The sequence below is a fragment of the Burkholderia semiarida genome (genome assembly GCF_029268935.1).
GTDB classification, from domain to species: Bacteria; Pseudomonadota; Gammaproteobacteria; order Burkholderiales; family Burkholderiaceae; genus Burkholderia; species Burkholderia semiarida.
Map to the genome: position 1 here is coordinate 1,215,141 of NZ_JAHLCL010000007.1, position 26,816 is coordinate 1,241,956.

A 26,816-nucleotide genomic window follows, 5' to 3' on the forward strand; every position below is an offset into this window, starting at 1 on the left:
CGCGCCCGCACCTGACAGCGTTGCCCGGAACGCGTCATCGTCCGCGCAGCACGCGCTCGCGACAATGGGACCCAACGGAATGCACCGCACATCGCCGCGCGCATCCGCTACCCCGTCCCCTTGATCGGAGCCCGCCATGAACAACGCCCTGCGATTCGCCGTCGCGACCGCCGCAGCCGCCTTGCTGTCCCCCGCCTTTGCCCAGACCGACGCGTCGGCCCCCGCACAGGGCCTGACGCGCGCGGAAGTCATCGAGCAGCTCAAGCAGGCCTATCTCGACGGCGAACTGCCGACCAACGACGGCAACTATCCGCCAAACGCCGCGACGCGCGCACGCAACCGCGAACTCGTGCAGGCCGTGAGCCCCGCGTGGCTGGCCCACGTGCCGCCCGCCAGCCAGGGGACGTCGCAGCAATAACCGACGCCGCCGCGCGTGCACGACCGGACCAGGATCAAGGCAGGAAGCTGCGGCGCCGCGCGTCGATCAGCTCGACGAGCAGCCGGTCGCGCTCGGCCGCCAGCGCCTGCATCGAGCGCTCGCCCTGGATCGCGCGCAGTTCGTCGGTCAGCTTGCGATCGACCTCCGGATCGAACGACGGCGTGCCGAGGTCGTCCCACCAGCTCGCGATCGGCCCCGACAGGTGTTCGAGGAAGTGCGCGATCCCGCCCGCGCCGCCGCCGAGGTGATAGGTCAGGCACTGCCCCATCAGCCCCCAGCGCAGGCCGGGGCCCCACGCGACGGCCTTGTCCGCATCGGCGACGCTCACGACGCCTTCGCCGACGAGGTGATACACCTCGCGGAACAGCGCGGCCGCGAGCCGGTTCGCGACGTGGCCGGTCATCTCCTTGTTCAGCACGATCGTCTGCTTGCCGAGCGCATCGTAGAACTGCTTCACGCGCGCGATCACGTCGGGGTCCGTCGCATCGCCGCCGACCAGCTCGACGAGCGGGATCAGGTGCGGCGGATTGAACGGATGCGCGATCAGGCAGCGCTCCGGATGCTTCGCGCACGCGGTCTGGATCTCGGACATCTTCAGGCCCGACGAACTCGACGCGATCGGCACGTGCGCGGGCAGCACGTCGTCCATCTGGCGATAGAGCGCGCGCTTCAGGTCGAGTCGCTCGGGGCCGTTCTCCTGCACGAAGTCGACGCCGTCGAGCGCGCGCACGAGATCGGCGTCGAACGACAGCCGCGCGGCAAGTTCGGCGGCCCGCTCGCCGAGGAAGGCGGCGAGCGCGTCGCGCAGCCGCTGGTCGGCCTGCGGCGCCGGGTCGGTCGCGACGACGTCGAAGCCCTGCGTCAGGTAGAAAGCGGCCCAGCTCGCGCCGATCACGCCGGCGCCGACGATCGCGATACGTCGAATGTCCATGGTTGTCCCGTGTGGTTGGTCTGCGGATATGCCGCGGCGATTGTCGCATCGAATCCCGTGCGCATGCGTCGACGCGAGGATTGCACATGCCCTCTTGAAATGCGCGGCGGCGGCCACTAATTAAGCGTCGTCGGGCAGTGCCGCATCCAACGCACCGCCCCCGTTATCGACCCCGTGGAGCCCCCGTCGCGCCCGCCGCAGGCGTCGCGCGGTCACGTCTCCCGCGTTCCCTGTTCAGGAGGACCAACATGAGCGGTATCCATCACGGCTACGATCTGTTCGACGAATTCGCCCGCGTGCAGCGGCAGATGGCGAGCCTGCTCGGCGAGCGCCCGTCCGGCATCCGTGCGGGGCGCGCCGGCGCGTTTCCCGCACTCAACGTCGGCGCCACCGACGATGCGATCGAGATCGTCGCGTTCGCACCCGGCATGGCCGCGAGCGACTTCGACGTGTCGATCGACAAGGATCTGCTGACGATCAGCGGCGAGCGCAAGCCGGCGCCGCGCGAAGGCGACGACGTGCGCACGTATGCGCAGGAGCGCTTTCACGGCGCGTTCCGCCGCGTGGTCGAATTGCCGCGCGACGCGGACCCCGACCAGGTCGGCGCCCGCTACGAGAACGGCTGCCTGCTGATTCGCGTCGGCCGGCGCGAAGCATCGAAGCCGCGTGCGATCACGATTCAGTAATCTTCAGGATACCGACATGAACACGAACCCGACCCTGGCCGAACGCCACCCGAGCACCGTTCACGCTGCCGCCGCCGAAGCCGCGCGCCGGCCCGCGATCACGCCGTCCGTCGACATCGTCGAGGACGCGCGCGGCGTCACGCTGCGGGCCGACCTGCCCGGCGTGCCGCGCGACAACCTCGACGTGAAGGTGCACGACAATACGCTGACGATCGAAGCCGCGACGCAATTCGACGCGCCGGCCGACCTGCGCATGCGGCACGCGGAAGTACGCGCGACGCGCTATGCACGGTCGTTCGTGCTGAGCGCCGACCTCGACACGTCGCGGATCGACGCGAACCTGCGCGACGGCGTGCTGACGCTGACGATTCCGCGCCGCGAGGAAACGCGTCCGCGCCGCATCGACGTGACGGCCGGCCATGCGTAAGCATCGGCGCGTGTGCTGACGCGACGCGCATGAAAAATCCCCGCCCCGGCGCGATGCCGGGCGGGGATTTTTTACATCGGGCCGCGCGCGTTCGGGCACGCGAACCGCCGCTTCAATCGAAATCGAACAGGTCGAACACCGACTTCTTGCGACGCCGGCCGTCGTGCCGATCACGCTCGTCGTGCGAGCGGCCGTCGCGCCCCCAGCCGTCGTCGCGGCCGCGCGGCGCGGGCGCATCGTGTTGGGCCGGCGCGGCGTCGCGGCGAACCGGCGCGTCACCGGTTTCGCGGGCGATCAGCTTGTCGAGTTCGCCGCGATCGAGCCACACGCCGCGGCAGGTCGGACAGTAGTCGATCTCGATCGACTGGCGCTCGGCCATCAGCAGGTCGGGCGTCTTGCAGACAGGACATTTCATCGCGTTTCTCCTTTCCGTGCGAATTTCATCCGGATTCCGTATGAGGCGCGCGAGCCGGCCGCCGCGGCGGCCGGCATCCCGCGTGCCGCGTCAGTCGCGCGCCGCGTGCGCGGCCCGCTTCGCCTTCGCACGCCGCGCGAGCATGTTCATGCCCTCGACGAACGCCGAGAAGGCCATCGCCGCATAGATGTACCCCTTCGGCACGTGCGACCCGAACCCTTCGGCGATCAGCGTCATGCCGATCACGACCAGGAACGACAGCGCGAGCATCACGATCGTCGGGTTGCGGTCGATGAAGCGTGCGAGCGGCTGCGCTGCGAACAGCATCACGGTCACCGCGACGATCACGGCGACGAACATGATCGGGACGTGCTCGGTCATGCCGATCGCGGTCACGATGCTGTCGATCGAGAACACGATGTCGAGCATCACGATCTGGCCGATCGCGGCCCACATCGTCAGGCCGGCCGCGCCGGCGGCCCCGCCCGCGCCGTCGCCGTCATGCGACACGTGGTGATGGATCTCGGTGGTCGCCTTCCACACGAGGAACAGGCCGCCCGACAGCAGGATCATGTCGCGCCACGAGAACGCATGGTCGAACAGCGTGAACACGGGTTCGGTGAGGCTCGCGATCCACGCGACGCTGCCGAGCAGCGCGAGGCGCATCACCAGCGCGAGCGCGATGCCGAGGCGCTGCGTGCGTGCGCGCTGCGCTTCGGGCAGCTTGTTGCTGAGGATCGAGATGAAGATCAGGTTGTCGATGCCGAGCACGACTTCCATCACGACGAGCGTCAGGAGCGCGGCCCAGACGGCGGGGTCGGTGGCAAGCGTCAGCAGATAGTCCATGGGATGGGCGGATACGAAAGTGGAAAACCCGATGATATGCCGCTCCGTACTTCGGAAAAATCAGAGAGAATCTGACTTCAGGTTCGTTTTTTTCGATATATCGCGCGCCGATGCTGAATTTTCGCCATCTGTACTATTTCTGGGTCGTCGTGAAGGAAGGCGGTTTCGCGCGCGCGGCCGGCCGGCTGGACATGGCCGTGCAGACGATCAGCGCGCAGGTGCGCGAGCTGGAGAAATCGCTCGGGCACCAGTTGCTGCGCCCGGCCGGGCGCGGCGTCGCGATGACCGACGCCGGGCAGGCCGCCTTCGCGCGCGCGGAGGTCATCTTCGAGATGGGCCGGCTGATTCCCGACGACGTGCGCGCGGCGGCCAGCCGGCCGACCGTGCGGCTCGCGGTCGGCCTCGCGGACGGCATCTCCAAGCTCGCCGCGCACGCGATCCTGGCCCCCGTGCTCGACACGCCCACGCTGCGGCTGCTGTGCCACGAAGGCGAGCACGACGCGCTGCTCGCGGAACTCGCGCTGCATCATCTGGATCTCGTGCTGGCGGGCCAGGGCGCGCCGTCGGGGTCGAACCTGCGCGTGACGAGCGAGCGGCTCGTGGCCTCGCCGGTCGACTGGTACGGGCCCGCGGCGCTCGTCACGCCGGCCGCCCGTCAGCGCTTTCCGCAGTGCCTGACCGAGCTGCCCATGCTGCTGCCGACCGCGCATTCGGCATTGCGCGCCCGCCTCGACCAGTGGCTGGAAAGCGAACGGATCGTGCCGCGCGTGGCCGGGGAGTTCGAGGACAGCGCGCTGATGGCCGTGTTCGCGGCGCGCGGCCTCGGCGTGTTCCCGCTGAGCGAACTCGGCGCGAACGATGCGTCGCTGCTGCGCGGGCTCAGGCGGCTCGGGCGCGCGGGCGACGTGACCGAGGAGATCCACGCGATCCGCTCGCGGCGCGGCGAACATCATCCGCTGACGTCGCGATTGCTGGCCGCGGCGCGCGGCGCGCCGGCCGACTGAAGCGAGCCGCGACATCAAACGAAACTATAATGTCGCCCCGGCCATACGAGATGTGCGCGTGCGCCCATCCGGGCACCGCCCTTGCGCCACCTCTCGCCGAGCCTTCTGAAAGACGCCATGCACAACCGATTTCGCCTGTTTTCCGTTTCGTGCGCGCTCGCGGCCGCGACCGTGCTGGCGGCATGCTCGTCGCCGCCCAAGCCGATCTACCAGCAGGAACAGTTCGACGCGACCACCAGCCCGTATGCGCATACGTTCCACTCGAAATCCGACGCGGCCTGCGAGGCCGCGCGGCGCGCGCTGCTGAGCCAGGGCTACGTGGTGTCGTCGTCGCGCAACGACGCGGTCGACGGCAGCAAGAATTTCCAGCCGAGCAACGACATGCACGTCGTGATCGAGTTTCACGTCGTGTGCGCGGACGCGACCGCGGACGGCTCGTCGAGCATCGCGTACGTGAACGCGGTGCAGGACCGCTATACGCTGAAGAAGTCGAATACGTCGGCCAGCGTCGGCCTCAGCGTGTTCGGCTCGCTGTCGCTGCCGATCGGGTCGAGCGACGATGCGCTCGTCAAGACCGCGAGCGAGACGATTCCCGCCGGCGTGTTCTATGAGCGCTTCTTCACGCTCGTCGACCATTTCCTGAAGATCGACCCGGCGCGGCGCGACCGCGCGACCGTGAAGGCCGCCGAGAAGGAGCCCGTCGCGCCGCTGCCCGAACCCGCGCCGACGCCGCAGGGTGAACCGATGAAGATGACGACGCCGGTCGTGCCGACGCCGCCCGCGGCGCCCGTGCCGCTTTCGGTGCCGGGTGTCACGCCGGGGTCGGGCGCGAATGCCGTGCCGGCCGCGGCATCGGCCGTCGCGGCGCCCGCCGCGATGCGCGCTGCCGCGCCGGCGGCGGCGTCCGGGCCGGTGCCGGCTTCGGCTGCCGGCCCGGCGCCTGCATCGGCGCCTGCTCCCGCTTCGGCTGCCGCGCCGGCTTCGGCGCCGAAGCCGGGTTCCGGCCCGGCAACCGCGCCGGCACCTTCGCCGACCTCCGGTTCGACGGCCGCGCCGGTCTCCGCGCCCGCATCTGCCTCGGCTCCGGCGGCAGCGCCGGCCACCGCGACGCCGTCATCGGCCGCTCCCGCGTCTTCATCGGCAGCATCCGCGCCCGCATCGGCATCGGCGCCGTCGAGCGCATCGCCTGCAACGGCTACCGACAACCCCGTCGCATCGTCCGCGCCGTCCGGCGCGAGCGCCCCCACCGCGAACTGATCGCACTCCCGTATCGTCGCGCCCGGCCGCATGCGGCGCAGCGCGACGGCACGCCCGCCTTGCGCACCGTTCCTGAAGTCGTTTCTGCCTATCCGGCCGTACGCCCGCCGGCCGCACTTGGCCGTGCGGGGTTGACGGAAAGGCAACGTCGACGCGTCACGGCGAGCCACGTATGTCCCAGGCTCGCAGTCACCCCGCGAAAATCGCAAAACGATCCGTCGTCCCGCGACTGCGCGGCTCGCCGGCGCCCCGCCTACCGCAACGTCGCGCGCAGCGTCTGCAGATCCTCGACGGTGGCGGTCACGCCGCCGCAGACGATCACCGCGATGTCGGACGCCGACGCGAGCACCGGCACCGGCTGCTCGAGCACGGCCAGCGCAGCGCCGCACGCCGGCTCGACGACGATCCTGTGCTCATCGAGAAACCGCAGCGACGCAGCCACCGCGTCGGCATCGGACACGACGACCGGATGGATCGCGTGACGCGTCGCCCATTCGACCGCCGCGTCGCACGGCCGCTTCGCGCCGAGCGTCGTCGCGATGCTCGCGATCGCCGGCAATTCGACCGGGCGCCCCTGCGCGACCGAGCGTGCATAGCAGTCGGCGCCCGCCGTTTCGGCCGCGACGACCGGCACGTCGTGCCAGCCGTTGCGCGCCAGCCCTTCGAGCACGCCGCACAGCAGGCCGCCGCCGCCGACCGCGAGCACGACCGCGTCGGGCTTCGGGCCGACCGCCGCCATCTCGTCGATCATCGTCGCGTGGCCCTGCCACAGCACGCGGTCGTCGAACGGATGCACGAATGCATCGTGCCCGTCGAGCGTCGACTGCGCGAACGCGTTCGCCTCGGCCCAGCTCGCGCCGTGCACGACGAGTTCCGCGCCTTCGACGCGGATCAGTTCGCGCGCCCGGGCCGACGCGCTTTCCGGCACGACGACGCGCACCGGCACGCCGAGTTCACGGCCGCAATACGCGACAGCGATGCCCGCGTTGCCGCCCGACGACGACACGAACCGCCGCGCCCCGGCCGCATGGCGCGCCTCGCAGACAGCGCCGATGCCGCGCAGCTTGAACGAGCCCGACGGCTGCAACGCGTCGAGCTTCAGCCGGATGGTCCTGCCGAGCCGGCGGGACGCGATTTGCGAGCGGATGTAAGGCGTCGGGATATGAAGCGGCATGGGACGGAACGCAAGGAGAAACGGAGGAAACTCGCACGACTCGCGAGCCAGGAAGCGGATGCGGCAATGACGGTCATCGTACGGCAGGCGCGCCATGCTTTCCAATACCATCGAATGGCATTTGCTATGCTTACCAGACATATCAACGAACCCGACCGGACACCGCATGCGCCAGATCGAACTGCGTCACCTGCGCTACTTCGTCGCCGTCGCCCAGGCCGGCAGCGTGATGGCCGGCGCCCGCGCGGTGGGCATCGTGCAGCCCGCGCTGTCGAGGCAGATCCGCGAGCTCGAAGATGCGATCGGCACGCCGCTGCTGGTCCGTCGCGCGACCGGCGTCACGCTCACGGCGGCCGGCACGAGCTTCCTGCACGATGCGACCGGCCTGCTCGCGATGCTGCAGGACAGCCGCGAGCGCGCGTTGCGCAGCGCGGACGGCCAGCTCGGCGAACTGCGGCTCGGCGCGCTGCCGAACTGCCTGCCGCTGCCGATCGTCGCGAACGTCCTCAAGGCGTTTCGCGATGCGTGCCCGGATGTGAAACTGTCGATCGCGCCGATGCTGTCGGCCGAACAGGCGAGCGCGCTGACGCGCGGCCAGCTCGACGCGGGGATCATGGCGTGGCGTCGCGAGGAAGCGCCTCACCTGACGGGCGTGCGGCTACTGAGCGACCGCTTCGTGCTCGCGATGCCCGCGCCGCCGGGCAGCCGCTTCGTCGCACCGCGCGCGCTGGCCGACGTCGCGAACGAACCGTTCGTCTGGTTCGATGCGCAGCGTTCCGCCGCGCACCACCGCTTCCTGATGACGCAGTGCCAGCAGGCCGGCTTCACGCCGCGCATCGCGCAGGTCGGCAGCGACATCCCGACGCTGATCGGCCTCGTCGCGGCCGGCATGGGCTGCGCGTTCGTGCCGGAAAGCGCGTCGCCGACCTGCCCGCGCACGGTCCGGCTCGTCGCGCTCGACGAACTCGCGAGCCGCTTCGACATCGAGTTCGTGTTCGACGGCGCGGCGGCGGCCCCGTCGCCCGTCGTCGCGCGGTTTCTCGCGGCGGTTCGCGACGCGGCCGGCGAATCGGGCTGAGCGCATGCCGGATGCGGCGCGCGCTCCGGCGACACGACTTGCGGCGCCGGCCGACGGGCCGACGGGACGGAATCCGACTTCCGTCATCACGTCGTTTTTGATGCTGTAGCCCGGTGAACGACACAGCCGCATCATCGAAAAATCTTTCAGAACGCCGACGGACGACGCGACGACACCGCAATTCTCAAATTGACACCAAAAACGGCCGTTTAACGCCGATTCGAATCGTCATGGCCCGAAATATACTGCGCGCGCATCCAACCCTCGTGCCAAAGAGAGGATGCGTTTCCGCCCCGGCCATGGACCCCCTGTGGTCGGGGCTTTTTTGCTGCCGACGCTGGCAGTTCGACGCTTTCCAGCCCTTGTGCGATGCCGGTCCCGTCGAAGCACCATCCGAGGGCCACGGCGCGCACACCTCCCCGCGCGCTGCATTGTTGACATCAAATCAAGATAATTTCGTCCGAATGCGGCTTTTTCCGCAAAAGTAATGCAGGCACACTTCGGCTGTCCTCAATGGCTTCGTGCCGTTGTCCCACGATCACAGGAGTCCACCGCGTGAACCCCACGACTTCCTCTCCTTCCCGCCCCGGCGGCAGCGCCGCGCTGCCGCTGCTGGCGCTCGCCGCCGGCGCGTTCGGCATCGGCACGACCGAATTCTCGCCGATGGGCCTGCTGCCCGTGATCGCCGAAGGCGTGCACGTGTCGATTCCGCAAGCCGGCATGCTGATCAGCGCGTATGCGATCGGCGTGATGGTCGGCGCGCCGCTGATGACGCTGCTCCTCGCGCGCTGGTCGCGCCGTTCCGCACTGATCGCGCTGATGTCGATCTTCACGATCGGCAACCTGCTGTCGGCCGTCGCGCCGGACTACACGACGCTGCTGCTCGCACGTCTCGTGACGAGCCTCAACCACGGTGCGTTCTTCGGGCTCGGCTCGGTGGTCGCGGCAAGCCTCGTGCCGCGCGAAAAGCAGGCCAGCGCGGTCGCGACGATGTTCATGGGCCTGACGATCGCGAACGTCGGCGGCGTGCCGGCCGCGACCTGGCTCGGCCAGATCATCGGCTGGCGCATGTCGTTCGCGGCGACCGCGGGCCTCGGCCTGATCGCGATTGCCGGCCTGTTCGCCGCGCTCCCGAAAGGTGAAGCCGGCAAGATGCCCGACCTGCGTGCCGAACTCTCCGTGCTCACGCGCCCGGTCGTGCTCGGCGCGCTCGGGACGACCGTGCTCGGCGCCGGCGCGATGTTCACGCTCTATACGTACGTCGCGCCGACGCTCGAACACCTGACGGGCGCGACGCCCGGCTTCGTGACCGCGATGCTCGTGCTGATCGGCGTCGGTTTCTCGATCGGCAACATCGCGGGCGGGCGCCTCGCCGACCGCTCGCTCGACGGCACGCTGATCGGCTTCCTGTTGCTGCTGATCGCGACGATGGCCGCGTTCCCGCTGCTTGCGGCCACGCATGCGGGCGCCGCCGTCACGCTGCTGGTCTGGGGGATCGCGACGTTCGCGGTCGTGCCGCCGCTGCAGATGCGCGTGATGCGCGCGGCCCATGAAGCGCCGGGCCTCGCATCGGCGGTGAACATCGGCGCGTTCAATCTCGGCAATGCGCTGGGCGCCGCCGCGGGCGGCGCGGCGATCTCGGCCGGATTCGGCTACGCGGCGGTGCCGCTCGTCGGCGCGCTGATCGCGGCCGCCGGCCTCGTGCTCGTCATGCTGCAGATCACGCAGCGCCGCCGCTCGCCGGCCGCCGCGAATTCGTAAGCGCGGGCACGCCCGGGCCATCTGGAATCTTCCGCGTGCATGCTCACGGCCGCGCCATGCGGCCGTTTTCATTTTCGGCGTGCGATCGGTTCGACGGCCCGGTCAGCGCCGAGCGCCAAACCCGCCGAAAAACGCGCGCGCGTTCGCGTCGAGACTCTCGAGGTGATAGCCGCCCTCTTGCACGATCACCGTCGGCAACCCGAGCGCGCCGATCGCGCCGCCGAGCCGCCCGAACCCGTCGGTCGTGACCGCGACCTGCGATTGCGGATCGTCCTTGTAGATGTCGAAGCCGAGCGCGAGCACGAGCGCATCGGGCTGGAACCGCGCGAGCGCGCGCAGCGCGTCGTCGAGCCGCTCGAAGAACGCCGACTCCGGCGCGCCGTGCGGCATCGGCAGGTTGAGGTTGAAGCCGTCGCCGGCCCCCGTTCCCGTCTCGTCCTCGTAACCCGCGACGACCGGGTAGAAGTTGGTCGGGTCGCCGTGGATCGACACGTACAGCACATCGTCGCGGCCGTAGAAGATCTCCTGCACGCCCTGCCCGTGATGCATGTCGGTATCGAGGATCGCGACGCGCCGATGGCGGCCCAGCAGCGCCTGCGCGGCGATCGCCGCATTGTTCAGGTAGCAGAAGCCGCCGGCCGCGTCGCGGCGCGCATGATGGCCGGGCGGCCGGCACAGCGCGTACGCTTCGCGCGCGCCGTCGTTGACGTCGGCCGCGGCCGCCAGTGCGCCCTGCGCGGACCAGTACGCCGCGCGCCATGTGTTCGCGCCCACCGGGCAACTGCCGTCGGCCAGATAGCGCGCGGCTTTCGCGAGCACGCCGCGCAACGGATTCGGATCGCGCACGAACACGTTCGACATCACTTCGTCGCCCCAGTCGTCGGGCATCTGCTTCCAGTCGCGGTGCGCGTCCTCGAGAAAGCGCAGGTAGTTCATGTCGTGCACGGCCGCGATCGGTGCGGTGCCGCGGTCGGCCGGCTCGCGCACGTCGAAGTCGAGCGACCGGACGGCCGCGACGAGCCGCGCCGCACGTTCCGGCACTTCCTGCGGTTCGCGCATCCGGCCGCGCGACAGGTAGCTGCGCGGGTGGTGCAGCAATTGTTCGGGATGGAAATAGGTTTTCATCGGAATCCTCATCGATTCGCCGTTTCAGGCATCGTGCGTGGCCGCCGCCGCGTCGACGCGCGCCGCGATTCCCGCGCGCGCCAGCACCGCATGGAGCAGCACGTTCGTGCCGCGCGTCACGTCGTCGGGCAATGCATCCTCGGCTTCGTTGTGCGACAGCCCGTCGACGCACGGGATGAACACCATCGCGGTCGGGAAGCGGCGCGCGAGCAGGATTGCGTCATGGCCGGCGCCGCTCACGATCCGCTCGTGCGTGTAGCCGAACGCGGCAGCAGCCTGCGCGACCAGCCCGACACACTCGCGGTCGAACGGCGTCGCCGGGCTGCGCCAGCAGGTCTCGACCGACACCTGCACGCCTCGCGCGGCGGCCACGCGAGCGCAGGCGTCGCGCAGGTCGCGCTCCATCGCATCGACTTCCGCATCGTCGTGATGACGCAGGTCGACCGTGAACGTCAGGTCGCCGGCAATCGTGTTGCGCGACGCGTGGCGGATGCCAACCTGCCCGATCGTCGCGAGCCCGCGCGGCGCGTAACCGGCGACGATCCGCTCGAGTTCGAGCGCGATTTGCGCGCTCGCGAAATACGCATCCTTGCGATACGGCATCGGCGTCGTGCCCGCGTGCGCGGCCACGCCCGTCACCGTCACGTCGAGCCAGCGGATCGCCTGCCCGCCCGTGACGATGCCGATCGTCGTGCCGTTCGCTTCGAGCACGGGGCCCTGTTCGATGTGCGCCTCGAAATATGCATCGACCGCCCCGCCCGTGGCGCGCGTGCCGCGGTAGCCGCACGCGTCGAGCGCCGCGCCGAGCGTGACGCCGTCGGCGTCCTGCTTCGCGAGCGCATCGTCGAGCGGCAACGCGCCCGTGAACACGGCCGAGCCGAGCATCGCCGGCGCGAAGCGCGCGCCTTCCTCGTTGGTCCAGGACACGATCTCGAGCGGCTTGTCGGTCGCGATGTCCGCGTCGTTCAGCGTGCGCACGAGTTCGAGCGCGGCGAGCACGCCGTACACGCCGTCGAAGCGACCGCCTTCGGGCTGCGTGTCGAGATGGCTGCCGATCAGCACCGGCGCGGCGTGCGCATCGGCGCCGTCGCGCCGCGCGAACAGGTTGCCGACGGCATCGACGCTCACCGTCAGCCCCGCGTCGCGGCACCATTGTGTGAACAGGTCGCGCCCGCGGCGGTCGTCATCGGTGAGCGCGAGGCGCCGTACACCGCCGCGCGGCGTCGCGCCGACGCGCGCCATGTCGGCCAGGCTCCGCCACAGGCGGGCGCCGTCGATTTCCAGCAGGTCGTTCATAGGGATTCCGGATCGATTCGTGCGTTGAGGGTCAATGCGAGCCGAGCGCTTCGGCGGCGGCCGGCTGCGCGGCACGGCGCGCGTCGAGCGCGACGATGCAGAGCAGCGAAACGCCGGCGAGACACGTGTAGAACACCGCGAGCGGCCACCACTGGCCCGTGAAGCGATGCGCGAGCCACGTGCCGACGAGCGGCGTCAGGCCGCCCGCGATCGCGCCGCAAATCTGGTAGGCGAGCGAGATCGCCGAATAGCGCACGTGCGCGGGAAATACGTCGCTGACGAAGCCCGCGATCACCGAATAGAACCCGGCCATGCAGACGACGGCCAGTGCGATGCCGGCGATCAGCGACGCGGACGTGCCGCCCTGCACGAGCATGAACATCGGATACGGCGACAGCATCGCGAGCAGCGCCGCGAGCTTCAGGAAGCGCGCGCCGCCGATGCGCTCGGCGATCCACGCGGCGAGCGGCTGCGCGAAGAACTGGATGATCGCGACCGCGAACAGGCTGTCGAGGATCAGCGAGCGCGAGACGCCGACATACTGCGTCGTGTACGCGATCATGAACGTGTTCGTGAAATAGACGCCCGCGATGCCGATCGTGTTCGCACCGATGCAGAGCAGCACGAGCCCCGACGCGGAGCGGAACACTTCCGCGACCGGCAGCTTCACCGTGCGGTTGGCTTCCTTCACCCGCGCGAATTCCGGCGACTCGTTCACGCCGAGCCGGATCAGGATGCCGACCACGAGCAGCACCGCGCTCGCGAGAAACGGCAGGCGCCAGCCCCACGCGAGGAAGTCGGCCTTGTCCATCGACGTGACCGCGCGGAACGCGACCAGCGACAGGATCAGCCCGGCCGGGCTGCCGAGCTGCGCGAACGACGCGAAAAACGTGCGGCGCCCCTGCGGCGCATGCTCGCCCGCCATCAGCACCGCACCGCCCCACTCGCCGCCGACCGCGATCCCCTGCACGACGCGCAGTGCGACGAGCAGCACCGGTGCAAGGATGCCGACCTTCGAATAGGCGGGCAGCAGCCCGACGCACACGGTTGCGACGCCCATCATCATCAGCGTCGTCATCAGCGCCTTCTTGCGGCCGATGCGGTCGCCGAGATGGCCGAAGATCACGCCGCCGAGCGGGCGCGCGAAGAAGCCGACCGCGAACGTCGCGAACGATGCCATCGTGCTGACGAACGGGTCGTGCGACGGGAAATAGAGTTCGCCGAACACGAGCGCGGCGGCGGTCGCGTAGATGTAGAAGTCGTACCACTCGATCATCGTGCCGATGAACGCGGCCGTCGCGGCGCGTGCCGGCTGGCGGGCGGAAGGAAGGGACTGGCTCATGCGGGCTCCTGACGCGCGCCGCGGCGGGGCGGCACGCAATATCGTGACGACGGCCGTCTGTCGCGGCCTCGCGCCGCACGCTGCGGCGCCCCTCCTTTATCGGTGGCCGCAAATCATTAGTCAAATTTCAAGTTATTATTCTCCGTATAAATTCAACTAATGACTAGCCGCCGCCCTGTCCGGAGACCCGATGCGCCCCGATCTCGCCCCGTTCCTGAACGACCGCCTCGACTGGAACCTGCTGCGCACCTATCTGGTGATCATGCAGGAGCGCAGCGTGAGCCGCGCGGCGGCCCGCCTGCACGTCACGCAGCCGGCCGTGAGCCAGGCGCTGCGTCGGCTCGAGGAGACGCTCGAGCGCCGGCTGATCGAGCGGCGCGGCGCGCACTTCGCGCCGACGCCGGCCGGCGAAGCCGTGTACCGGATCGCGAGCGACATCTACGGCGGCATCTCGCGCCTCGAAACCGAAATCGACGACAGCACGGCCGACCTGACCGGCTCGATCCGGCTGCTGACGGTGAGCCGCATCGAATCGCCCGTCTACGACGAATTCCTCGCGGATTTCCATCGCGCGTATCCGCGTATCGATCTGCAGATCGAAGTAATGCGCTCGTCGGACATCCTGTCGTCGCTGCTGCAGAAAACGGCCACGGCCGGGCTCGGCCTGTGCCGCACGCCGCACGACAAGCTGGAGATGCGCTGCTTCCTGCGCCAGCGCTATGCGATCTACTGCGGCCGCCATCACCGGCTGTTCGGGCAGACGCAGTTGCGGATGGACGATCTGCTCGCGGAGAATTTCGTGTCGTTTACGAGCGACCAGATCGGCGACAGCCTGTCGCCGCTCACGGTGTTCCGCGACCAGAAGGGTTTTACGGGGCGCATCGTCGCATCGTCGCCGAGCCTCGACGAAGTGCGGCGGCTGATCTTCGCCGGCTACGGGATCGGCTGCCTGCCCGAGCACATCGTGCGCGACGACATCGCGCAGCAACGGCTGTGGCGGCTGCCGCCCGACGACGGGCTCGTCGACGTCGACGTGTTCCTGCTATGGCATCGCGACCGCAAGATGAATGCGGCCGAGCACGCGTTTCTCGACGCGATGGAGCGCTGCATGCAGCGCTACTCGCTCGCGGAGCGACTGGGGAAGTGACGGCCCGTGGGCAGCGCCCGGCCCGGCGCTCGAGTCGGCGGCGTGCCCGCCCGATGCGCGAGACGTGTCGTCAGTGGTGAACCTCGCCGCGTTCGAGCGGCAGAATCAGGCGTTCGGGAATGCTGCGTCGCGACGCGCGGGCGCCGACGTAATACAGCACGGCCGGCACGACGAGGCCGAGGATCCACGAGATGTCGGTGCCGCCGAGCGCGTCGACGAGCGGCCCCGTGTAGATGTGCGTCGACATGAACGGCAGTTGCACCAGGATGCCGACCACGTAGATCGCGATCGCCATCCCGTTCCAGCGGCCGTAGCGGCCGTCCGGATCGGACAGCGCCGGCACGTCGTAGCGTGAACGCGTGAAGCAGTAGTAATCGACGAGGTTGATCGCGCTCCACGGCGTGAAGAACGCGAGCAGGAACAGGATGAACGCGGTGAATTCCTTCAGGAACGAATGACGGCCCGCGAGCGCGATCAGCGTCGACACGCAGATCATCCCGAGGATGTACGCGAGGCGGCTCTTCGACGACACCGCGCCCTTGCCGCGAAAGCCGCTGACGATCGTCGCCATCGACATGAAGCTGCCGTACGCGTTGAGCGCCGTCACCGTCACCTTGCCGAACGCGATGCTGAAATACAGCAGCGCGGCCACGGCGCCCGTCGAGCCCAGGCCGACGATATACGACACTTCATGGTGCGCGAACTGGCTGCCGGCGAGCGCGGCCGCGAACACGCCGAACACCATCGCCGCCTGCGCGCCGATCACCGAGCCGAGGCCGACCGCGAGAAACGTCGCGACCGACGACGTCGCGCGCGGCAGGTAGCGCGAATAGTCGGCCACGTACGGGCCGAATGCGATCTGCCACGACGCGGACAGCGACATCGCGAGCAGGAAGCTCGCCAGCGAGAAATGCTTGTTCGCGAGCAGCGCGCCGACGTCGTGGTTCGCGAACAGTTGCACGAACATGTAGATGAACGCGACGATGCCGACCACGCTCGCGATCCGGCCGACGAAGTGGATCGCGCGATAGCCGAACACGGTCAGCACGACGATCACGGCCGCGAACAGCAGGATGCCGGCCGCGTCGTCGACGTGCAGCAGTTGCGCGACGGCCTGCCCGGCCAGCACCGAGCCGCTCGCGGAAAAACCGATGTACATCAGGCACACGAGCACGATCGGAATCATCGCGCCGTACACGCCGAACTGCACGCGGCTCGAGATCATCTGCGGCAAGCCGAGCTGCGGGCCCTGCGCGCCGTGCAGCGCCATCACCGCGCCGCCGACGAGCTGGCCGAGCAGCAGCGCGACCAGCGACCAGAACACGTCGCCGCCGAGCACGACCGCGAGCGCGCCCGTGACGATCGCGGTGATCTGCATGTTCGCCGACAGCCACAGCGTGAACTGGCTCAGCAGGCCGCCGTGGCGCTCGGCGTCGGGAATGAAGTCGATCGAGCGTACCTCGATCAGTCCGCCGGCTTTTCCACTGGAATTCGTTGACACGGGTCGATCTCCACGATACTCAGGACCACACATGGTTTGAACGGGACAGGAAGCTGCGCGCCACTCTTTCGGCTCCGCGAATGCGGGGCGCCGTGGATCGCCGGCATGCACCACGCACGCATGGTCCGCACGCTGGCGCGCAAGCGGCACGATGGGTGCCGACATTGCCAGCGGATGATCTTGTATATACAACTTACGAGATATCGGTGATTACCCGGAATCGACGGATTTTCGAAATCGTCCCAGCAATTGCGGCGCGCCCACGCAATTTCGGCGCGAGCCGGATGTCGGGAAAATGAAAATTTTGCTGGCCTGGGGTAGTCGATCGGGAGCAGCCGTCACTGCACGGCAAGCGCAGACGAATGGCCTGCCGAGCGCACCGCCCCGGCCGCGTCAGACGAGCCGGTCGGATGCGACGACCCGCACGCCCGGCCGTGCGTCGATCGCCGCGTCGAGCAAGGCGCGCGCAATCCGCGACGCGGGATTCACGCGCCACTTCGCCGGCAGCACCGGCGCGGCGGCGCTCAGCGCGAACACCAGCAGCCGTTCGCCGAATCGAAACTCGTCGCGGCTGCCGCCGATCAGGCCCGGTCGCCCGTACGTGAGCGAATCGAACCCGACGCCGGCGAGCGCCTGTTCGACCTCGCCCTTCACGCGGTTGTAGAAGATCCGCGAAGCAGCATCCGCGCCGAGTGCGGAATTCAGCACGTAGGTTGGCGTGCCGTGCCGGTGCGCGAGCCGCGCGACCGCGAGCGGATAGTCGTGATCGACGCGCCGGAAGGCCGCCTGCGAACCGGCCGCCCGCATCGTGGTGCCGAGCGTGCAGATCACGGCATCCGCGCGCCACCAGTCGGCCGCGTCGGGCAGATGGTCGAAATCGACTTCCAGCGCGCGCATCTTCGGATGCGGCGACAACGGCCGGCGCGCGAGGACGATCACCTGATCGACCCGCGCATCGGCCAGCGCGGCTTCGAGGACGTGGCGCCCGACGAGTCCGGTCGCACCGACGAGCAGCAGTTTCATGTCCGCTATTCCGTGTGGAGGGAGCCTGCGTTGGCGGACCCAGGCGGCCCGGTTTCCGGCTATCGACATGATCGTCGGCCGACGCGGCGGCGGCAACCCTCCCCTCGTCTCGAAAAATTACGGCACTGTCGGATGCGATCGAATGCGGCGCGGCCGGCGCTGCCGTTGCGCGCGTTCCCGACCCGGCGTGCGAGTACGGGCAACCGGATCGGCTTCGGGACCGGCGCGTGCCGATACCGATGAACAACATGAAGTGCATCAGACGCCGCGAGCGCCGCCGATACGTGCGTGACGCACCGGCGGCGCCCCGTCAGGCGATGACGTCAGACATGCAGCGCATGCCCGAGCGCACGCAACGCCGCTTCCTGGAGCGCTTCACCGAGCGTCGGATGCGCGTGGATCGTGCCGCCGATGTCTTCCAGCCGCGCGCCCATCTCCAGCGACTGCGAAAACGCCGCGGCCAGCTCCGATACACCGCGCCCGACCGCCTGCCAGCCGACGATCAGATGATTGTCGCGCCGCGCGACGACGCGCGCGAATCCGTCGGTCGCCTGCAACGTCATCGCGCGCCCGTTCGCGGCGAACGGAAACGACGCGCTCAGACAATCGACGCCGGCCGCGTGCGCGTCGTCCGGCGACCAGCCGGCCGTCACGATCTCGGGATCGGTGAAGCACACGGCTGGAATCGACGCGGGCGTGAACCGGCGGCGCCGGCCGGCGATCAGCTCGGCCACCATCTCGCCTTGCGCCATCGCGCGATGCGCGAGCATTGGCTCGCCCGCGACATCGCCGATCGCCCACACGTTGCGCATCGAGGTCCGGCATGCGTCGTCGATCCGCAGCGCGCGGCCGTTGCGATCGAGCATCAGCGTCTCGAGTCCGAACCCGTCGACGCGCGGCCGGCGGCCCACGGCAACCAGCACGCGGTCGGCCGGCAACGTCTGCTCGGCGCCATCGGCCGCCTGCACGCGCACCGCGCCGTCCTTGGCCAGCCCAAGCACCTTGTGGCCGAGCCACAGCCGCACGCCGAGCCGCGCGAGCGAATCGGCAACCGGCCGCACGAGTTCGGCATCGTACGCGGGCAGCACGCGCTCGGCCGCTTCGACGACGCTGACGTCGACGCCGAGCTTGCGATAGACGATCCCGAGTTCGAGCCCGATATAGCCGGCCCCGACGACGACCAGCCGCTTCGGCAGCGTCGCGGGCGACAGCGCTTCGGTGGACGACACGACGTGTCCGCCGAACGGCATCGACAGCAGCTCGACCGGCTCGGACCCGGTCGCGAGCAACAGATGTTCGCAGCCGATCCGCACCGTATGGCTGCCGGCGACCACTTCCACGGTCTTGCCGTCGATCACGCGCGCTTCGCCGTGCAGCACGCGCACGCCGTTCTTCTTGAGCAGCGCGCCGACGCCGCGCGTCAGCCGCTCGACTATGCCGTCCTTCCAGGCGACGCTTTTCGCGATGTCGATCTCCGGCGTGCGCACACGGATGCCGAGCGCCTCTTCGCCCGCGTGGCCGCACGCCTGTTCGAACGCGTCGGCCACGTGGATCAGCGCCTTCGACGGAATGCAGCCGATGTTCAGGCAGGTGCCGCCGAGCCGGTCGCGTTCGACGAGCACGGTCGGGATGCCGAGCTGGCCGGCGCGGATCGCGGCCACGTAGCCGCCCGGGCCGCCGCCGATGACGAGCAGTGTGGTGTGTTCGTTCTTCATCGGCTCACTCCACGAACAGCAGTGCCGGGCGTTCGAGCACCGCGCGCACGGCCTGGATGAATTCGGCCGCATCCGCGCCGTCGACGACGCGATGATCGAACGACGACGACAGGTTCATCATCTTGCGCGCGACGATCGCGCCGTCGCGGATCATCGGCCGCTCGACGATCCGGTTTACGCCGACGATGCCCACTTCCGGATGATTGATCACCGGCGTCGACACGATGCCGCCGAGCGCGCCGAGGCTCGAGATCGTGATCGTCGAGCCGCTCAGCTCGTCGCGCTGCGCACGGTTCGCGCGCACCGCGTCGGCGAGCCGCGCGATTTCCGCCGAGATCGACCACACGTCGCGCGCTTCCGCATGGCGCAGCACGGGCACCGTGAGGCCGCCGTCGGTCTGCGTCGCGACGCCCATGTGCACCGCGCCGTAGCGCGTGACGACGCCCGCCTCGTCGTCGAAACGCGCGTTGATCTGCGGGAAATCGCGCAGCGCGATCACCATCGCGCGAATCAGCAGCGGCAATGGCGTGAGCTTGCCGCGCGTGTCGCCGTGGCGGCGGTTCAGTTCCGCGCGCAACGATTCGAGCTCGGTCACGTCGATTTCCTCGACGTAGCTGAAATGCGGGATGCGGCGTTTCGCTTCCTGCATCTTGCGCGCGATCGCGCGCCGCAGGCCGATCAACGGCACGTCGGTTTGGTCATGGCGTTCGTCGTAGCCGCGCGGTTGCGCGCCGCTCGCGGTGCCGCCGGTACGCGCATACGCATCGAGATCCGCATGCAGGATCCGCCCGGCTTCGCCGGTGCCGCGCACGTAGCGCAGCTCGATACCCATGTCCCACGCACGCTGACGCACGGCAGGCGACGCGAGCGGCCGTTCGCCCGGCGCGAGCGCCGCGCGCGGCTGCGCGGCCGGTTCGTCGCGGCGCGGTTTCGCCGGTACGCGATGCGCCGCATGCGCGGGCGGCTCGGGCCGCTCGGGCGATTCGGACGGCGCGTCGGCCACCGGCTTCGACGTCGCCGACGCGACCGGTGCGGTTGCTACCTTCGTTTCTCGCACCGGTGCCGCCGCCTTCAGGTTGCCGTCGCCTTCGACTTCCAGCCGAATCAGCTCGCTGCCGACCGCCATCATCTCGCCGATCCGGCCGCCCAGCCCGATCACCTTGCCCGCCACCGGCGACGGAATCTCGACCGCCGCCTTGTCGGTCATCACGTCGGCGAGCGGCTGGTCCTCCTTGATCGTCTGCCCGACTTCCACATGCCAGGCCACCAGCTCGACCTCGGCGATCCCTTCGCCGATATCCGGCATCTTGATGACATGAATCCCCATCTCACGCCTCCATCACGCGTCGCAACGCTTCACCGACCCGCGTCGGCCCCGGAAAGTACGCCCATTCCTGCGCATGCGGATACGGCGTGTCCCAGCCCGTCGTGCGCTCGACCGGCGCTTCGAGGTGATAGAAGCAGTGTTCCTGGACCAGCGATACGAGCTCCGCGCCATAGCCGCAGGTGCGCGTCGCCTCGTGCACCACGACGCAGCGCCCGGTCTTGCGCACCGACGCGACGACGGTATCGAGATCGAGCGGCCACAGCGTGCGCAAGTCGATCACTTCCGCGTCGATGCCCGTCTCCTCGGCCGCGGCCAGCGACACGTGCACGGTCGTGCCGTACGTCAGCACCGTCACGTCGTTGCCGGGCCGCACGATGGCGGCCGTATCGAGCGGCACCGTGTAGTAGCCTTCGGGTACCGCGCTCGCCGGATGCTTGAGCCACGACGTGACCGGCCGTTCGTGATGGCCGTCGAACGGGCCGTTGTACAGCCGTTTCGGTTCGAGGAAGATCACCGGATCGTCGTTCTCGATCGATGCGATCAACAGCCCTTTCGCGTCGTACGGATTCGACGGCATCACCGTGCGCAGCCCGCACACCTGCGTAAACATCGCCTCCGGGCTCTGGCTGTGCGTCTGCCCGCCGTAGATGCCACCGCCGCACGGCATCCGGATCGTCATCGGCGCGGTGAACTGGCCGGCCGAGCGGTAGCGCAGCCGCGCGCCTTCCGACACGATCTGGTCGGAAGCCGGATAGAAATAGTCGGCGAACTGGATCTCGCAGACGGGCCGCAATCCGTACGCGCCCATCCCGACCGCCGCGCCGACGATCCCGCCTTCCGAGATCGGCGCATCGAACACGCGCGACTTGCCGTATTTGTTCTGTAGTCCTTCGGTACAGCGGAACACGCCGCCGAAATAGCCGACGTCCTGCCCGAACACGACCACATCGCTGTCGCGCCCGAGCATCACGTCCATCGCGGAGCGCAGCGCCTGGATCATCGTCATCGGCTGCGTCGCCGTATCCGTTTCGTGTCGCGCCATGATCACGCTCCCAGTTCCTGGCGCTGACGGCGCAGGTGCGCGGGCAGCTCCTTGTACACGTCGTCGAACATCGAGGCCGGCGACGGAATCCGGTCGTCGGCCAGCGTCCCGTATTTCTCGGCTTCCTTCTGCGCGGCGATCACCTCGGCCTCGAGCTCGGCCGTCAACGCGTCATGGGCGCTGTCCGACCAGATGCCCTTCACGATCAGGTGACGCTTGAAGCGCTCGATCGGGTCGCCAAGCGGGAAATGCGACCAGTCGTCGCTCGGCCGGTACTTGGTCGGATCGTCCGACGTCGAATGCGCGCCCGCGCGGTAGGTCACCCACTCGATCAGCGTCGGGCCGAGATTGCGGCGCGCGCGCTCGGCCGCCCAGCTCGACGCCGCGTAGATCGCGAGGAAGTCGTTGCCGTCGACGCGCAGCGACGCGATCCCGCAGCCGACGCCGCGCCCGGCGAAGGTCGTGCCCTCGCCGCCCGCGATCGCCTGGAACGTCGAGATCGCCCACTGGTTGTTGACGACGTTCAGCACGACCGGCGCACGGTACACGTGCGCGAACGTGAGCGCGGTGTGGAAATCGGCCTCGGCCGTCGCGCCGTCGCCGATCCATGCGGACGCGATCTTCGTGTCGCCCTTGATCGCCGACGCCATCGCCCAGCCGACCGCCTGGATGAACTGCGTCGCGAGGTTGCCGGAAATGGAGAAGAAGCCGGCTTCGCGATCCGAGTACATCACCGGAAGCTGGCGGCCCTTCAGCGGATCGCCTTCGTTGGACATCAGCTGGCAGATCATCCGTTCGAGCGGCACGTCGCGCGCGATCAGGATGCTCTGCTGCCGATAGGTCGGAAAGCACATGTCGCCGTCGCGCAGCGCCATCGCGTGCGCGGTGCCGATCGCCTCTTCGCCGAGGCTCAGCATGTAGAAGGAGATTTTCTTCTGGCGCTGCGCGATCATCATGCGCGCGTCGAAAATGCGGGTCTTGAGCATCGCGCGCAGCCCGGCGATCAGTCGCGCATCGTCGAGATCGGGCGCCCACGGGCCGACGGCCTTGCCGCTGTCGTCGAGCACGCGCACGAGGCTGCGGGCGAGATTGGCGGTGTCCGCCGCGGCTACGTCGATCGGCGGGCGCCGAACGGCGCCGGCCGGCGATAGATGCAGATAGGAAAAGTCCGTCTTGCAGCCCGGGCGCCCGGTGGGCTCCGGCACATGCAGACGCAATGGCTCTGACAGGCTCATCGTGTCGTCTCCACGCTCGATTGTGTCTCACGCTGGTTGGGAACGCGCGAGCCGGTTGCCGGCCCGCGCGTGAGCTGGCGCGCGGATAAGCGCGTCAACCTTGGAAATTTATGCCTGGCAGCGGCGGGCGTCGATGCCCAAGCCGCTCGTTCGTGGTGAGCAGATTTGCCATGGCGCGGTCGGCGGCTCGTGAGTGCGGCGGGCGGAGGCGGCGAAGGACGGGTTTGCTGCAGCGCATCGTCGCCGGGGCTGGGACGACGAGCGGGCATCGAGGAACGGACGGATCGGCACCGTCCCGATCATGTGAGGGTACGAAGCAAAAGACCCCGGGAGAAATCCTGGGATCTCCGCGGGGTCTTGCGTCTGGTTCGGGCGCTTGTACGCGCCGGTTGCCGGCTTACTGCGGCGCGCGATCGATCACGCGTCGGGACGGAACAGGTCGAAGCGGCTGTCGGGTTTCACGTGCACGTACGCCGACGGGCCGCCCGCACGAAGAATGATGCCCGCGCCGAACGTGTCGAAGATGCCGTCCTTCAGCAGGTCGTGGCGGATATGGACCGCGATGACCTCGCCCAGCACCAGCGTGGCTGGTGTCTCGACACCGTGATGATCGCGCAGCCGGATCACGTCGGTCACCTTGCATTCGAAGTTCACACCGCTTTCCGCGACACGCGGCACATTCACGAGACGCGACGGCACCGCGGTCAGGCCGCCGAGTTCGAATTCGTTCACGTCGTACGGCACGGCGGCGCAGGTCTGGTTCATCCGCTCCGCGAGATCGCGCGTCGCGAGATTCCACACGAACTCGCCAGTCTCCTGCACGTTGCGCACGCTGTCCTTCGCGGCGGTGCTCGAAAAGCCGATGATCGGCGGGCGGTAGTTGAACGCGTTGAAGAAGCTGTACGGCGCGAGGTTCAGCGTGCCGTCGCTGCCGCGCGATGAAATCCAGCCGATCGGGCGCGGGCCCACGATCGCGTTCAACGGATCGTGCGGCAGGCCGTGGCCTTGCGACGGTTCGTAATAGTGATGGGTCGAGTCGGTCATGACGGGTGGTCTGGCGAGAGGCAAACGATGGGGAAAAAGCGGTCGGGGGACGCGTTCGCCAGGGTGACGCTGGCGTACGCCGCGACGAGCGTGCCAGTATCACATGGCGCCGTTTTCGGCGCAGCGAAGCTCATCGCGAGCCACGCCGGCGTGCCGCCGCACATGCGTGCACGCAATAAAAAACCCGCGAGCGCTGCATTTCTCGCGGGTTTTTTACACCGTCATCGAATCGATCGCGTCGACGCAATCGATGGTGCCGGGGACCGGACTCGAACCGGCAAGCCAGTTAAGGCGGCGGATTTTCGTCACACTGCTTCTTTCAAAGCCGGCCTCGCGTGCGAGAACCGTTCGTGCGCTGGACTATGCCTTCACCGTCGCGCGCGGGCGTGACCGCTGCCCGTGCGCCTTAGGCGCCCCCCGTCTAGTCTCTACACCTTCCTCGCGGGTGCCGCGAGGCTTGGCTCGGCGTTGCCTCGATGCGCGCATCAGGGGTTTCGCCGAATTTGAAGGGTTCTGCACCGACCGTTTCCGGCCGGGCACTCAATCGTTTAAGTCCGCTATGTTTACCAATTTCATCACCCCGGCAAGAGGGCGGACGCGATTCTACCATTGCTTGGCGCATGCGTTCCCTTATTCCGCCGCGCCGCATCGCGACACCGGCCATCGTCGCACCGCCTCGGCCCGCGCATTCGATACCGACACCACGCCCGACGATTTCATCCCGCGCCGCCGCCTCCGTCGATACAATCGGTCGCGCGTCGTCCGACGCCGTCAACCGTCTGACGTTTGTGTCGTGCCGTTCGCGAAACAAGCGTCGCATGCGTCATCGCGAAGTCACAAACGTTTTCGATAATTCCCCGGCCGAAAACGTTTACATCGCATGACTTCATGACCTCGACCATCAAGGACGTCGCTGCCCTCGCGGGCTTCTCGATCGCCACCGTTTCGCGTGCGATCAACGCGCCGCATACCGTCAGCCCCGCCACGCTGCAGACGATCCGCACCGCCATCGACACGCTGCAGTTCCGCCCGAGTCCGCTCGGCCGGCAACTGCGCGGCGAACGCACGCGGCTTGTCGGCGTCGTCGTGCCGACGCTGTCGAACCCGGTGTTCGCCGACTGCCTGCAAGGCATCGACGCGCTCGCGACCGCGGCCGGTTTCAAGTTGATCCTGATGACCACCGAATACGATGCGGCGCGCGAACGTCATGCGATCGAGACGCTGCGCGAGCAGCGCGTCGAAGGGCTGATCCTCACCGTCGCCGATGCGGACACGCACCCGCTGCTCGACATGCTCGACCGCGACGGCCCGCACTACGTGCTGATGCACAACGACACGCGGCGCCGTCCGTCGGTGTCGGTCGACAACCGCCGCGCCGCCCATGACGGCGTGCAATTGCTGACCGCGCGCGGCCACCGCCGCGTGCTGATGCTGGCCGGTTCGCTCGCCGCGTCAGATCGCGCGCGCCAGCGTCATCTCGGTTATGCGCAGGCGCTCAAGGAAAGCGGCGTGGCCCCGCTGCCGCCCGTCGAGGTCGACTTCAACGCACCCGAACTGCCCGATGCGGTGCTCGCGCATCTCACCGCGCACGCCACGCGCCCGACCGCCCTCTTCTGCAGCAACGACCTGCTCGCGATGGTCGTGATGCGCGGCCTGCGCCGCGCGGGTTTCTCGATTCCCGACGATCTGTCGGTGCTCGGCTTCGACGGCATCGCGATCGGCGAGTTGCTCGCGCCGCCGCTCGCGAGCGTCGCGACGCCGAACCACGACATCGGCTGCCACGCGTGGCAGCGTCTCGTCGAATGCATCGGCGGCGCGGCGATCGACCGCACGTCGACGATCCTGCCGCATGCGGTGCGCGACGGTGCGACGATTGCGCCGCCCGCCACCGACCTGCAACTGCGCAAGGCCTGATCGCAACACGCACGCGCCACGCACACCGACCACCCTCCCACTCGCCCGGAGACCCACCGTGTCCTTTCGCCTGACCTCGCTGCTGCGCGCGCTTGCCGCGCCGCTCGCCCTTGCCGCGCTCGTCGCCGGCGCCCCCGCGGCTCATGCCGACGAAACGGCGATCTGCTACAACTGCCCGCCCGAATGGGCGGACTGGGCCGCGCAGATCGCGGCGATCAAGCAGAAAACCGGCATTCGCGTGCCGTTCGACAACAAGAACTCGGGCCAGTCGATCGCGCAATTGATTGCCGAGCAGAAGAGCCCGGTCGCCGACGTCGTCTACCTGGGCGTGTCGTCGGCGTTCCAGGCAAAGGACAAGGGCGTGATCGCACCGTACAAGCCCGCGCACTGGAACGACATTCCCGCGAACCTGAAGGATCCGCAAGGCTACTGGTTCGCGATCCACTCGGGCACGCTCGGCTTCTTCGTGAACAAGGACGCGCTCGACGGCAAGCCGGTGCCGCGCTCGTGGGCCGATCTGCTGAAGCCCGAATACAAGGGCATGGTCGGCTACCTCGATCCGTCGAGCGCGTTCGTCGGCTACGCGGGCGCCGTCGCCGTCAACCAGGCGCTCGGCGGCAGCCTCGACAACTTCAAGCCGGCGCTCGACTGGTTTCGCAAGCTGAAGGCAAATGCGCCGATCGTGCCGAAGCAGACCGCGTATGCGCGCGTGCTGTCCGGCGAGATTCCGATCCTGCTCGACTACGACTTCGACGCGTATCGCGCGAAATACAAGGACAACGCGAACGTCGAATTCGTGATTCCGAAGGAAGGCACGATCGCGGTACCGTACGTGATGAGCCTCGTGAAGGGCGCGCCGCACGACGCGAACGGCAGGAAGGTGCTCGATTTCGTGCTGTCCGACGAAGGCCAGAAGCTGTGGGCCAATGCGTACCTGCGCCCGGTGCGCGCGCAGGCGCTCGGCGCCGACGTCGCCGCGAAGTTCTTGCCGGCGAGCGAATACGCGCGCGCCAAGCCGGTCGACTTCGGCAAGATGGCGGCCGGCCAGCAGGCGTTCGGCCAGCAGTACCTGCAAGTGATGCAGTAA

The 26,816-nt window shown here is 68.7% G+C and carries 24 protein-coding genes; 10 read left to right on the forward strand and 14 right to left on the reverse strand.

The features are described 5' to 3' along the window. The first annotated feature begins 136 nt into the window (after positions 1–136). Positions 137–418, forward strand: a complete 282-nt coding sequence (locus KPB06_RS18510; RefSeq protein WP_060011486.1) for a DUF4148 domain-containing protein — start codon at positions 137–139, stop codon at positions 416–418. Positions 419–452: 34 nt separating this feature from the next. Here the strand turns inward: KPB06_RS18510 and KPB06_RS18515 are convergent, their stop codons facing one another. Further along, on the reverse strand, positions 453–1,370 hold the full coding sequence (locus KPB06_RS18515; RefSeq protein WP_060011485.1) for a 3-hydroxyacyl-CoA dehydrogenase NAD-binding domain-containing protein: 918 nt from the start codon (positions 1,368–1,370) through the stop codon (positions 453–455). Positions 1,371–1,618: 248 nt separating this feature from the next. Here KPB06_RS18515 and KPB06_RS18520 point away from each other — a divergent pair, with 248 nt between their 5' ends. Together KPB06_RS18520 and KPB06_RS18525 are read left to right on the forward strand one after the other, a co-directional pair. Further along, on the forward strand, positions 1,619–2,056 hold the full coding sequence (locus KPB06_RS18520) for an Hsp20/alpha crystallin family protein (RefSeq protein WP_059573897.1): 438 nt from the start codon (positions 1,619–1,621) through the stop codon (positions 2,054–2,056). Positions 2,057–2,072: 16 nt separating this feature from the next. After that, positions 2,073–2,483 carry an Hsp20/alpha crystallin family protein gene (locus tag KPB06_RS18525; protein WP_059644168.1) on the forward strand — a complete coding sequence of 137 codons (411 nt, stop codon included), beginning with the start codon at positions 2,073–2,075 and terminating at the stop codon, positions 2,481–2,483. Positions 2,484–2,595: 112 nt separating this feature from the next. Here the strand turns inward: KPB06_RS18525 and KPB06_RS18530 are convergent, their stop codons facing one another. Continuing rightward, positions 2,596–2,898, reverse strand: coding sequence for a TFIIB-type zinc ribbon-containing protein (locus KPB06_RS18530; RefSeq protein ID WP_059573899.1), 303 nt, complete (start codon positions 2,896–2,898; stop codon positions 2,596–2,598). Positions 2,899–2,988: 90 nt separating this feature from the next. Continuing rightward, positions 2,989–3,744: a TerC family protein gene (locus KPB06_RS18535; protein WP_059573900.1), complete on the reverse strand. Its 756-nt coding sequence runs from the start codon at positions 3,742–3,744 to the stop codon at positions 2,989–2,991. A gap of 110 nt (positions 3,745–3,854) precedes the next feature. Here KPB06_RS18535 and KPB06_RS18540 point away from each other — a divergent pair, with 110 nt between their 5' ends. Together KPB06_RS18540 and KPB06_RS18545 are read left to right on the forward strand one after the other, a co-directional pair. Further along, positions 3,855–4,748, forward strand: coding sequence for a LysR family transcriptional regulator (locus tag KPB06_RS18540; RefSeq protein ID WP_059573901.1), 894 nt, complete (start codon positions 3,855–3,857; stop codon positions 4,746–4,748). Positions 4,749–4,865: 117 nt separating this feature from the next. Next, a complete protein-coding gene (locus KPB06_RS18545) occupies positions 4,866–6,005 on the forward strand; it encodes a DUF2242 domain-containing protein (protein WP_059573902.1) in 1,140 nt (379 codons plus the stop codon). 253 nt (positions 6,006–6,258) lie between these two features. Here the strand turns inward: KPB06_RS18545 and KPB06_RS18550 are convergent, their stop codons facing one another. Continuing rightward, entirely contained in the window at positions 6,259–7,179 is a 921-nt protein-coding gene (locus KPB06_RS18550; protein ID WP_059573903.1) for a pyridoxal-phosphate dependent enzyme, read from the reverse strand. A gap of 166 nt (positions 7,180–7,345) precedes the next feature. On the opposite strand from KPB06_RS18550, the gene KPB06_RS18555 reads away from it, so the two are divergent. Continuing rightward, the gene (locus KPB06_RS18555) at positions 7,346–8,257 is read left to right on the forward strand and encodes a LysR family transcriptional regulator (RefSeq protein ID WP_059573904.1); all 912 of its coding nucleotides are present in this window, start codon (positions 7,346–7,348) and stop codon (positions 8,255–8,257) included. A 555-nt stretch (positions 8,258–8,812) separates the two neighbouring features. Then, on the forward strand, positions 8,813–10,018 hold the full coding sequence (locus tag KPB06_RS18560; protein ID WP_155634600.1) for an MFS transporter: 1,206 nt from the start codon (positions 8,813–8,815) through the stop codon (positions 10,016–10,018). A 102-nt stretch (positions 10,019–10,120) separates the two neighbouring features. On the opposite strand, the gene KPB06_RS18565 is transcribed toward KPB06_RS18560, so the two are convergent. Genes KPB06_RS18565 through KPB06_RS18575 form a run of 3 tightly spaced genes read right to left on the reverse strand, consistent with a single transcriptional unit; the run spans position 10,121 to position 13,781 of the window. Next, positions 10,121–11,143: a histone deacetylase family protein gene (locus KPB06_RS18565; protein WP_059573906.1), complete on the reverse strand. Its 1,023-nt coding sequence runs from the start codon at positions 11,141–11,143 to the stop codon at positions 10,121–10,123. 24 nt (positions 11,144–11,167) lie between these two features. Continuing rightward, the gene (locus KPB06_RS18570) at positions 11,168–12,439 is read right to left on the reverse strand and encodes a Zn-dependent hydrolase (RefSeq protein WP_059573907.1); all 1,272 of its coding nucleotides are present in this window, start codon (positions 12,437–12,439) and stop codon (positions 11,168–11,170) included. A 31-nt stretch (positions 12,440–12,470) separates the two neighbouring features. Further along, complete coding sequence (locus KPB06_RS18575) at positions 12,471–13,781, reverse strand: MFS transporter (RefSeq protein WP_059573908.1); 1,311 nt, start codon at positions 13,779–13,781, stop codon at positions 12,471–12,473. Between the two features lie 190 nt (positions 13,782–13,971). Between KPB06_RS18575 and KPB06_RS18580 the strand changes: the two genes are divergently transcribed. Beyond that, on the forward strand, positions 13,972–14,928 hold the full coding sequence (locus KPB06_RS18580; RefSeq protein WP_050015147.1) for a LysR family transcriptional regulator: 957 nt from the start codon (positions 13,972–13,974) through the stop codon (positions 14,926–14,928). A gap of 70 nt (positions 14,929–14,998) precedes the next feature. Here the strand turns inward: KPB06_RS18580 and KPB06_RS18585 are convergent, their stop codons facing one another. The 7 genes from KPB06_RS18585 to KPB06_RS18615 all read right to left on the reverse strand — a co-directional run bounded on the left by KPB06_RS18585 (position 14,999) and on the right by KPB06_RS18615 (position 23,815). Beyond that, the gene (locus tag KPB06_RS18585; protein ID WP_059573909.1) at positions 14,999–16,429 is read right to left on the reverse strand and encodes a purine-cytosine permease family protein; all 1,431 of its coding nucleotides are present in this window, start codon (positions 16,427–16,429) and stop codon (positions 14,999–15,001) included. A 393-nt stretch (positions 16,430–16,822) separates the two neighbouring features. Beyond that, a complete protein-coding gene (locus KPB06_RS18590) occupies positions 16,823–17,452 on the reverse strand; it encodes an NAD(P)H-binding protein (protein WP_060011481.1) in 630 nt (209 codons plus the stop codon). Positions 17,453–17,775: 323 nt separating this feature from the next. Further along, a complete protein-coding gene (lpdA, locus tag KPB06_RS18595) occupies positions 17,776–19,167 on the reverse strand; it encodes a dihydrolipoyl dehydrogenase (RefSeq protein ID WP_060011479.1) in 1,392 nt (463 codons plus the stop codon). A 4-nt stretch (positions 19,168–19,171) separates the two neighbouring features. Next, positions 19,172–20,494, reverse strand: a complete 1,323-nt coding sequence (locus KPB06_RS18600) for a dihydrolipoamide acetyltransferase family protein (RefSeq protein ID WP_059573912.1) — start codon at positions 20,492–20,494, stop codon at positions 19,172–19,174. Between the two features lies 1 nt (position 20,495). After that, complete coding sequence (locus KPB06_RS18605; protein WP_059573913.1) at positions 20,496–21,536, reverse strand: alpha-ketoacid dehydrogenase subunit beta; 1,041 nt, start codon at positions 21,534–21,536, stop codon at positions 20,496–20,498. A 2-nt stretch (positions 21,537–21,538) separates the two neighbouring features. Next, on the reverse strand, positions 21,539–22,771 hold the full coding sequence (locus KPB06_RS18610; protein WP_059573914.1) for a 3-methyl-2-oxobutanoate dehydrogenase (2-methylpropanoyl-transferring) subunit alpha: 1,233 nt from the start codon (positions 22,769–22,771) through the stop codon (positions 21,539–21,541). A gap of 417 nt (positions 22,772–23,188) precedes the next feature. After that, positions 23,189–23,815 (reverse strand): flavin reductase family protein, encoded by a 627-nt coding sequence (locus KPB06_RS18615; RefSeq protein ID WP_059573915.1) that lies wholly within the window; start codon positions 23,813–23,815, stop codon positions 23,189–23,191. A gap of 888 nt (positions 23,816–24,703) precedes the next feature. Here KPB06_RS18615 and KPB06_RS18620 point away from each other — a divergent pair. Both KPB06_RS18620 and KPB06_RS18625 read left to right on the forward strand, forming a co-directional pair. Continuing rightward, the gene (locus tag KPB06_RS18620) at positions 24,704–25,729 is read left to right on the forward strand and encodes a LacI family DNA-binding transcriptional regulator (RefSeq protein ID WP_060965807.1); all 1,026 of its coding nucleotides are present in this window, start codon (positions 24,704–24,706) and stop codon (positions 25,727–25,729) included. A gap of 58 nt (positions 25,730–25,787) precedes the next feature. Next, entirely contained in the window at positions 25,788–26,816 is a 1,029-nt protein-coding gene (locus tag KPB06_RS18625; protein WP_059644129.1) for an ABC transporter substrate-binding protein, read from the forward strand.

Coding starts and splice junctions, on each gene's coding strand:
- KPB06_RS18510 (WP_060011486.1), top strand. CDS start 137: ATGAACAACGCCCTGCGATTCGCCGTCGCGACCGCCGCAGCCGCCTTG.
- KPB06_RS18515 (WP_060011485.1), bottom strand. CDS start 1,370: ATGGACATTCGACGTATCGCGATCGTCGGCGCCGGCGTGATCGGCGCG.
- KPB06_RS18520 (WP_059573897.1), top strand. CDS start 1,619: ATGAGCGGTATCCATCACGGCTACGATCTGTTCGACGAATTCGCCCGC.
- KPB06_RS18525 (WP_059644168.1), top strand. CDS start 2,073: ATGAACACGAACCCGACCCTGGCCGAACGCCACCCGAGCACCGTTCAC.
- KPB06_RS18530 (WP_059573899.1), bottom strand. CDS start 2,898: ATGAAATGTCCTGTCTGCAAGACGCCCGACCTGCTGATGGCCGAGCGC.
- KPB06_RS18535 (WP_059573900.1), bottom strand. CDS start 3,744: ATGGACTATCTGCTGACGCTTGCCACCGACCCCGCCGTCTGGGCCGCG.
- KPB06_RS18540 (WP_059573901.1), top strand. CDS start 3,855: ATGCTGAATTTTCGCCATCTGTACTATTTCTGGGTCGTCGTGAAGGAA.
- KPB06_RS18545 (WP_059573902.1), top strand. CDS start 4,866: ATGCACAACCGATTTCGCCTGTTTTCCGTTTCGTGCGCGCTCGCGGCC.
- KPB06_RS18550 (WP_059573903.1), bottom strand. CDS start 7,179: ATGCCGCTTCATATCCCGACGCCTTACATCCGCTCGCAAATCGCGTCC.
- KPB06_RS18555 (WP_059573904.1), top strand. CDS start 7,346: ATGCGCCAGATCGAACTGCGTCACCTGCGCTACTTCGTCGCCGTCGCC.
- KPB06_RS18565 (WP_059573906.1), bottom strand. CDS start 11,143: ATGAAAACCTATTTCCATCCCGAACAATTGCTGCACCACCCGCGCAGC.
- KPB06_RS18570 (WP_059573907.1), bottom strand. CDS start 12,439: ATGAACGACCTGCTGGAAATCGACGGCGCCCGCCTGTGGCGGAGCCTG.
- KPB06_RS18575 (WP_059573908.1), bottom strand. CDS start 13,781: ATGAGCCAGTCCCTTCCTTCCGCCCGCCAGCCGGCACGCGCCGCGACG.
- KPB06_RS18580 (WP_050015147.1), top strand. CDS start 13,972: ATGCGCCCCGATCTCGCCCCGTTCCTGAACGACCGCCTCGACTGGAAC.
- KPB06_RS18590 (WP_060011481.1), bottom strand. CDS start 17,452: ATGAAACTGCTGCTCGTCGGTGCGACCGGACTCGTCGGGCGCCACGTC.
- lpdA (WP_060011479.1), bottom strand. CDS start 19,167: ATGAAGAACGAACACACCACACTGCTCGTCATCGGCGGCGGCCCGGGC.
- KPB06_RS18600 (WP_059573912.1), bottom strand. CDS start 20,494: ATGGGGATTCATGTCATCAAGATGCCGGATATCGGCGAAGGGATCGCC.
- KPB06_RS18605 (WP_059573913.1), bottom strand. CDS start 21,536: ATGGCGCGACACGAAACGGATACGGCGACGCAGCCGATGACGATGATC.
- KPB06_RS18610 (WP_059573914.1), bottom strand. CDS start 22,771: ATGAGCCTGTCAGAGCCATTGCGTCTGCATGTGCCGGAGCCCACCGGG.
- KPB06_RS18615 (WP_059573915.1), bottom strand. CDS start 23,815: ATGACCGACTCGACCCATCACTATTACGAACCGTCGCAAGGCCACGGC.
- KPB06_RS18620 (WP_060965807.1), top strand. CDS start 24,704: ATGACCTCGACCATCAAGGACGTCGCTGCCCTCGCGGGCTTCTCGATC.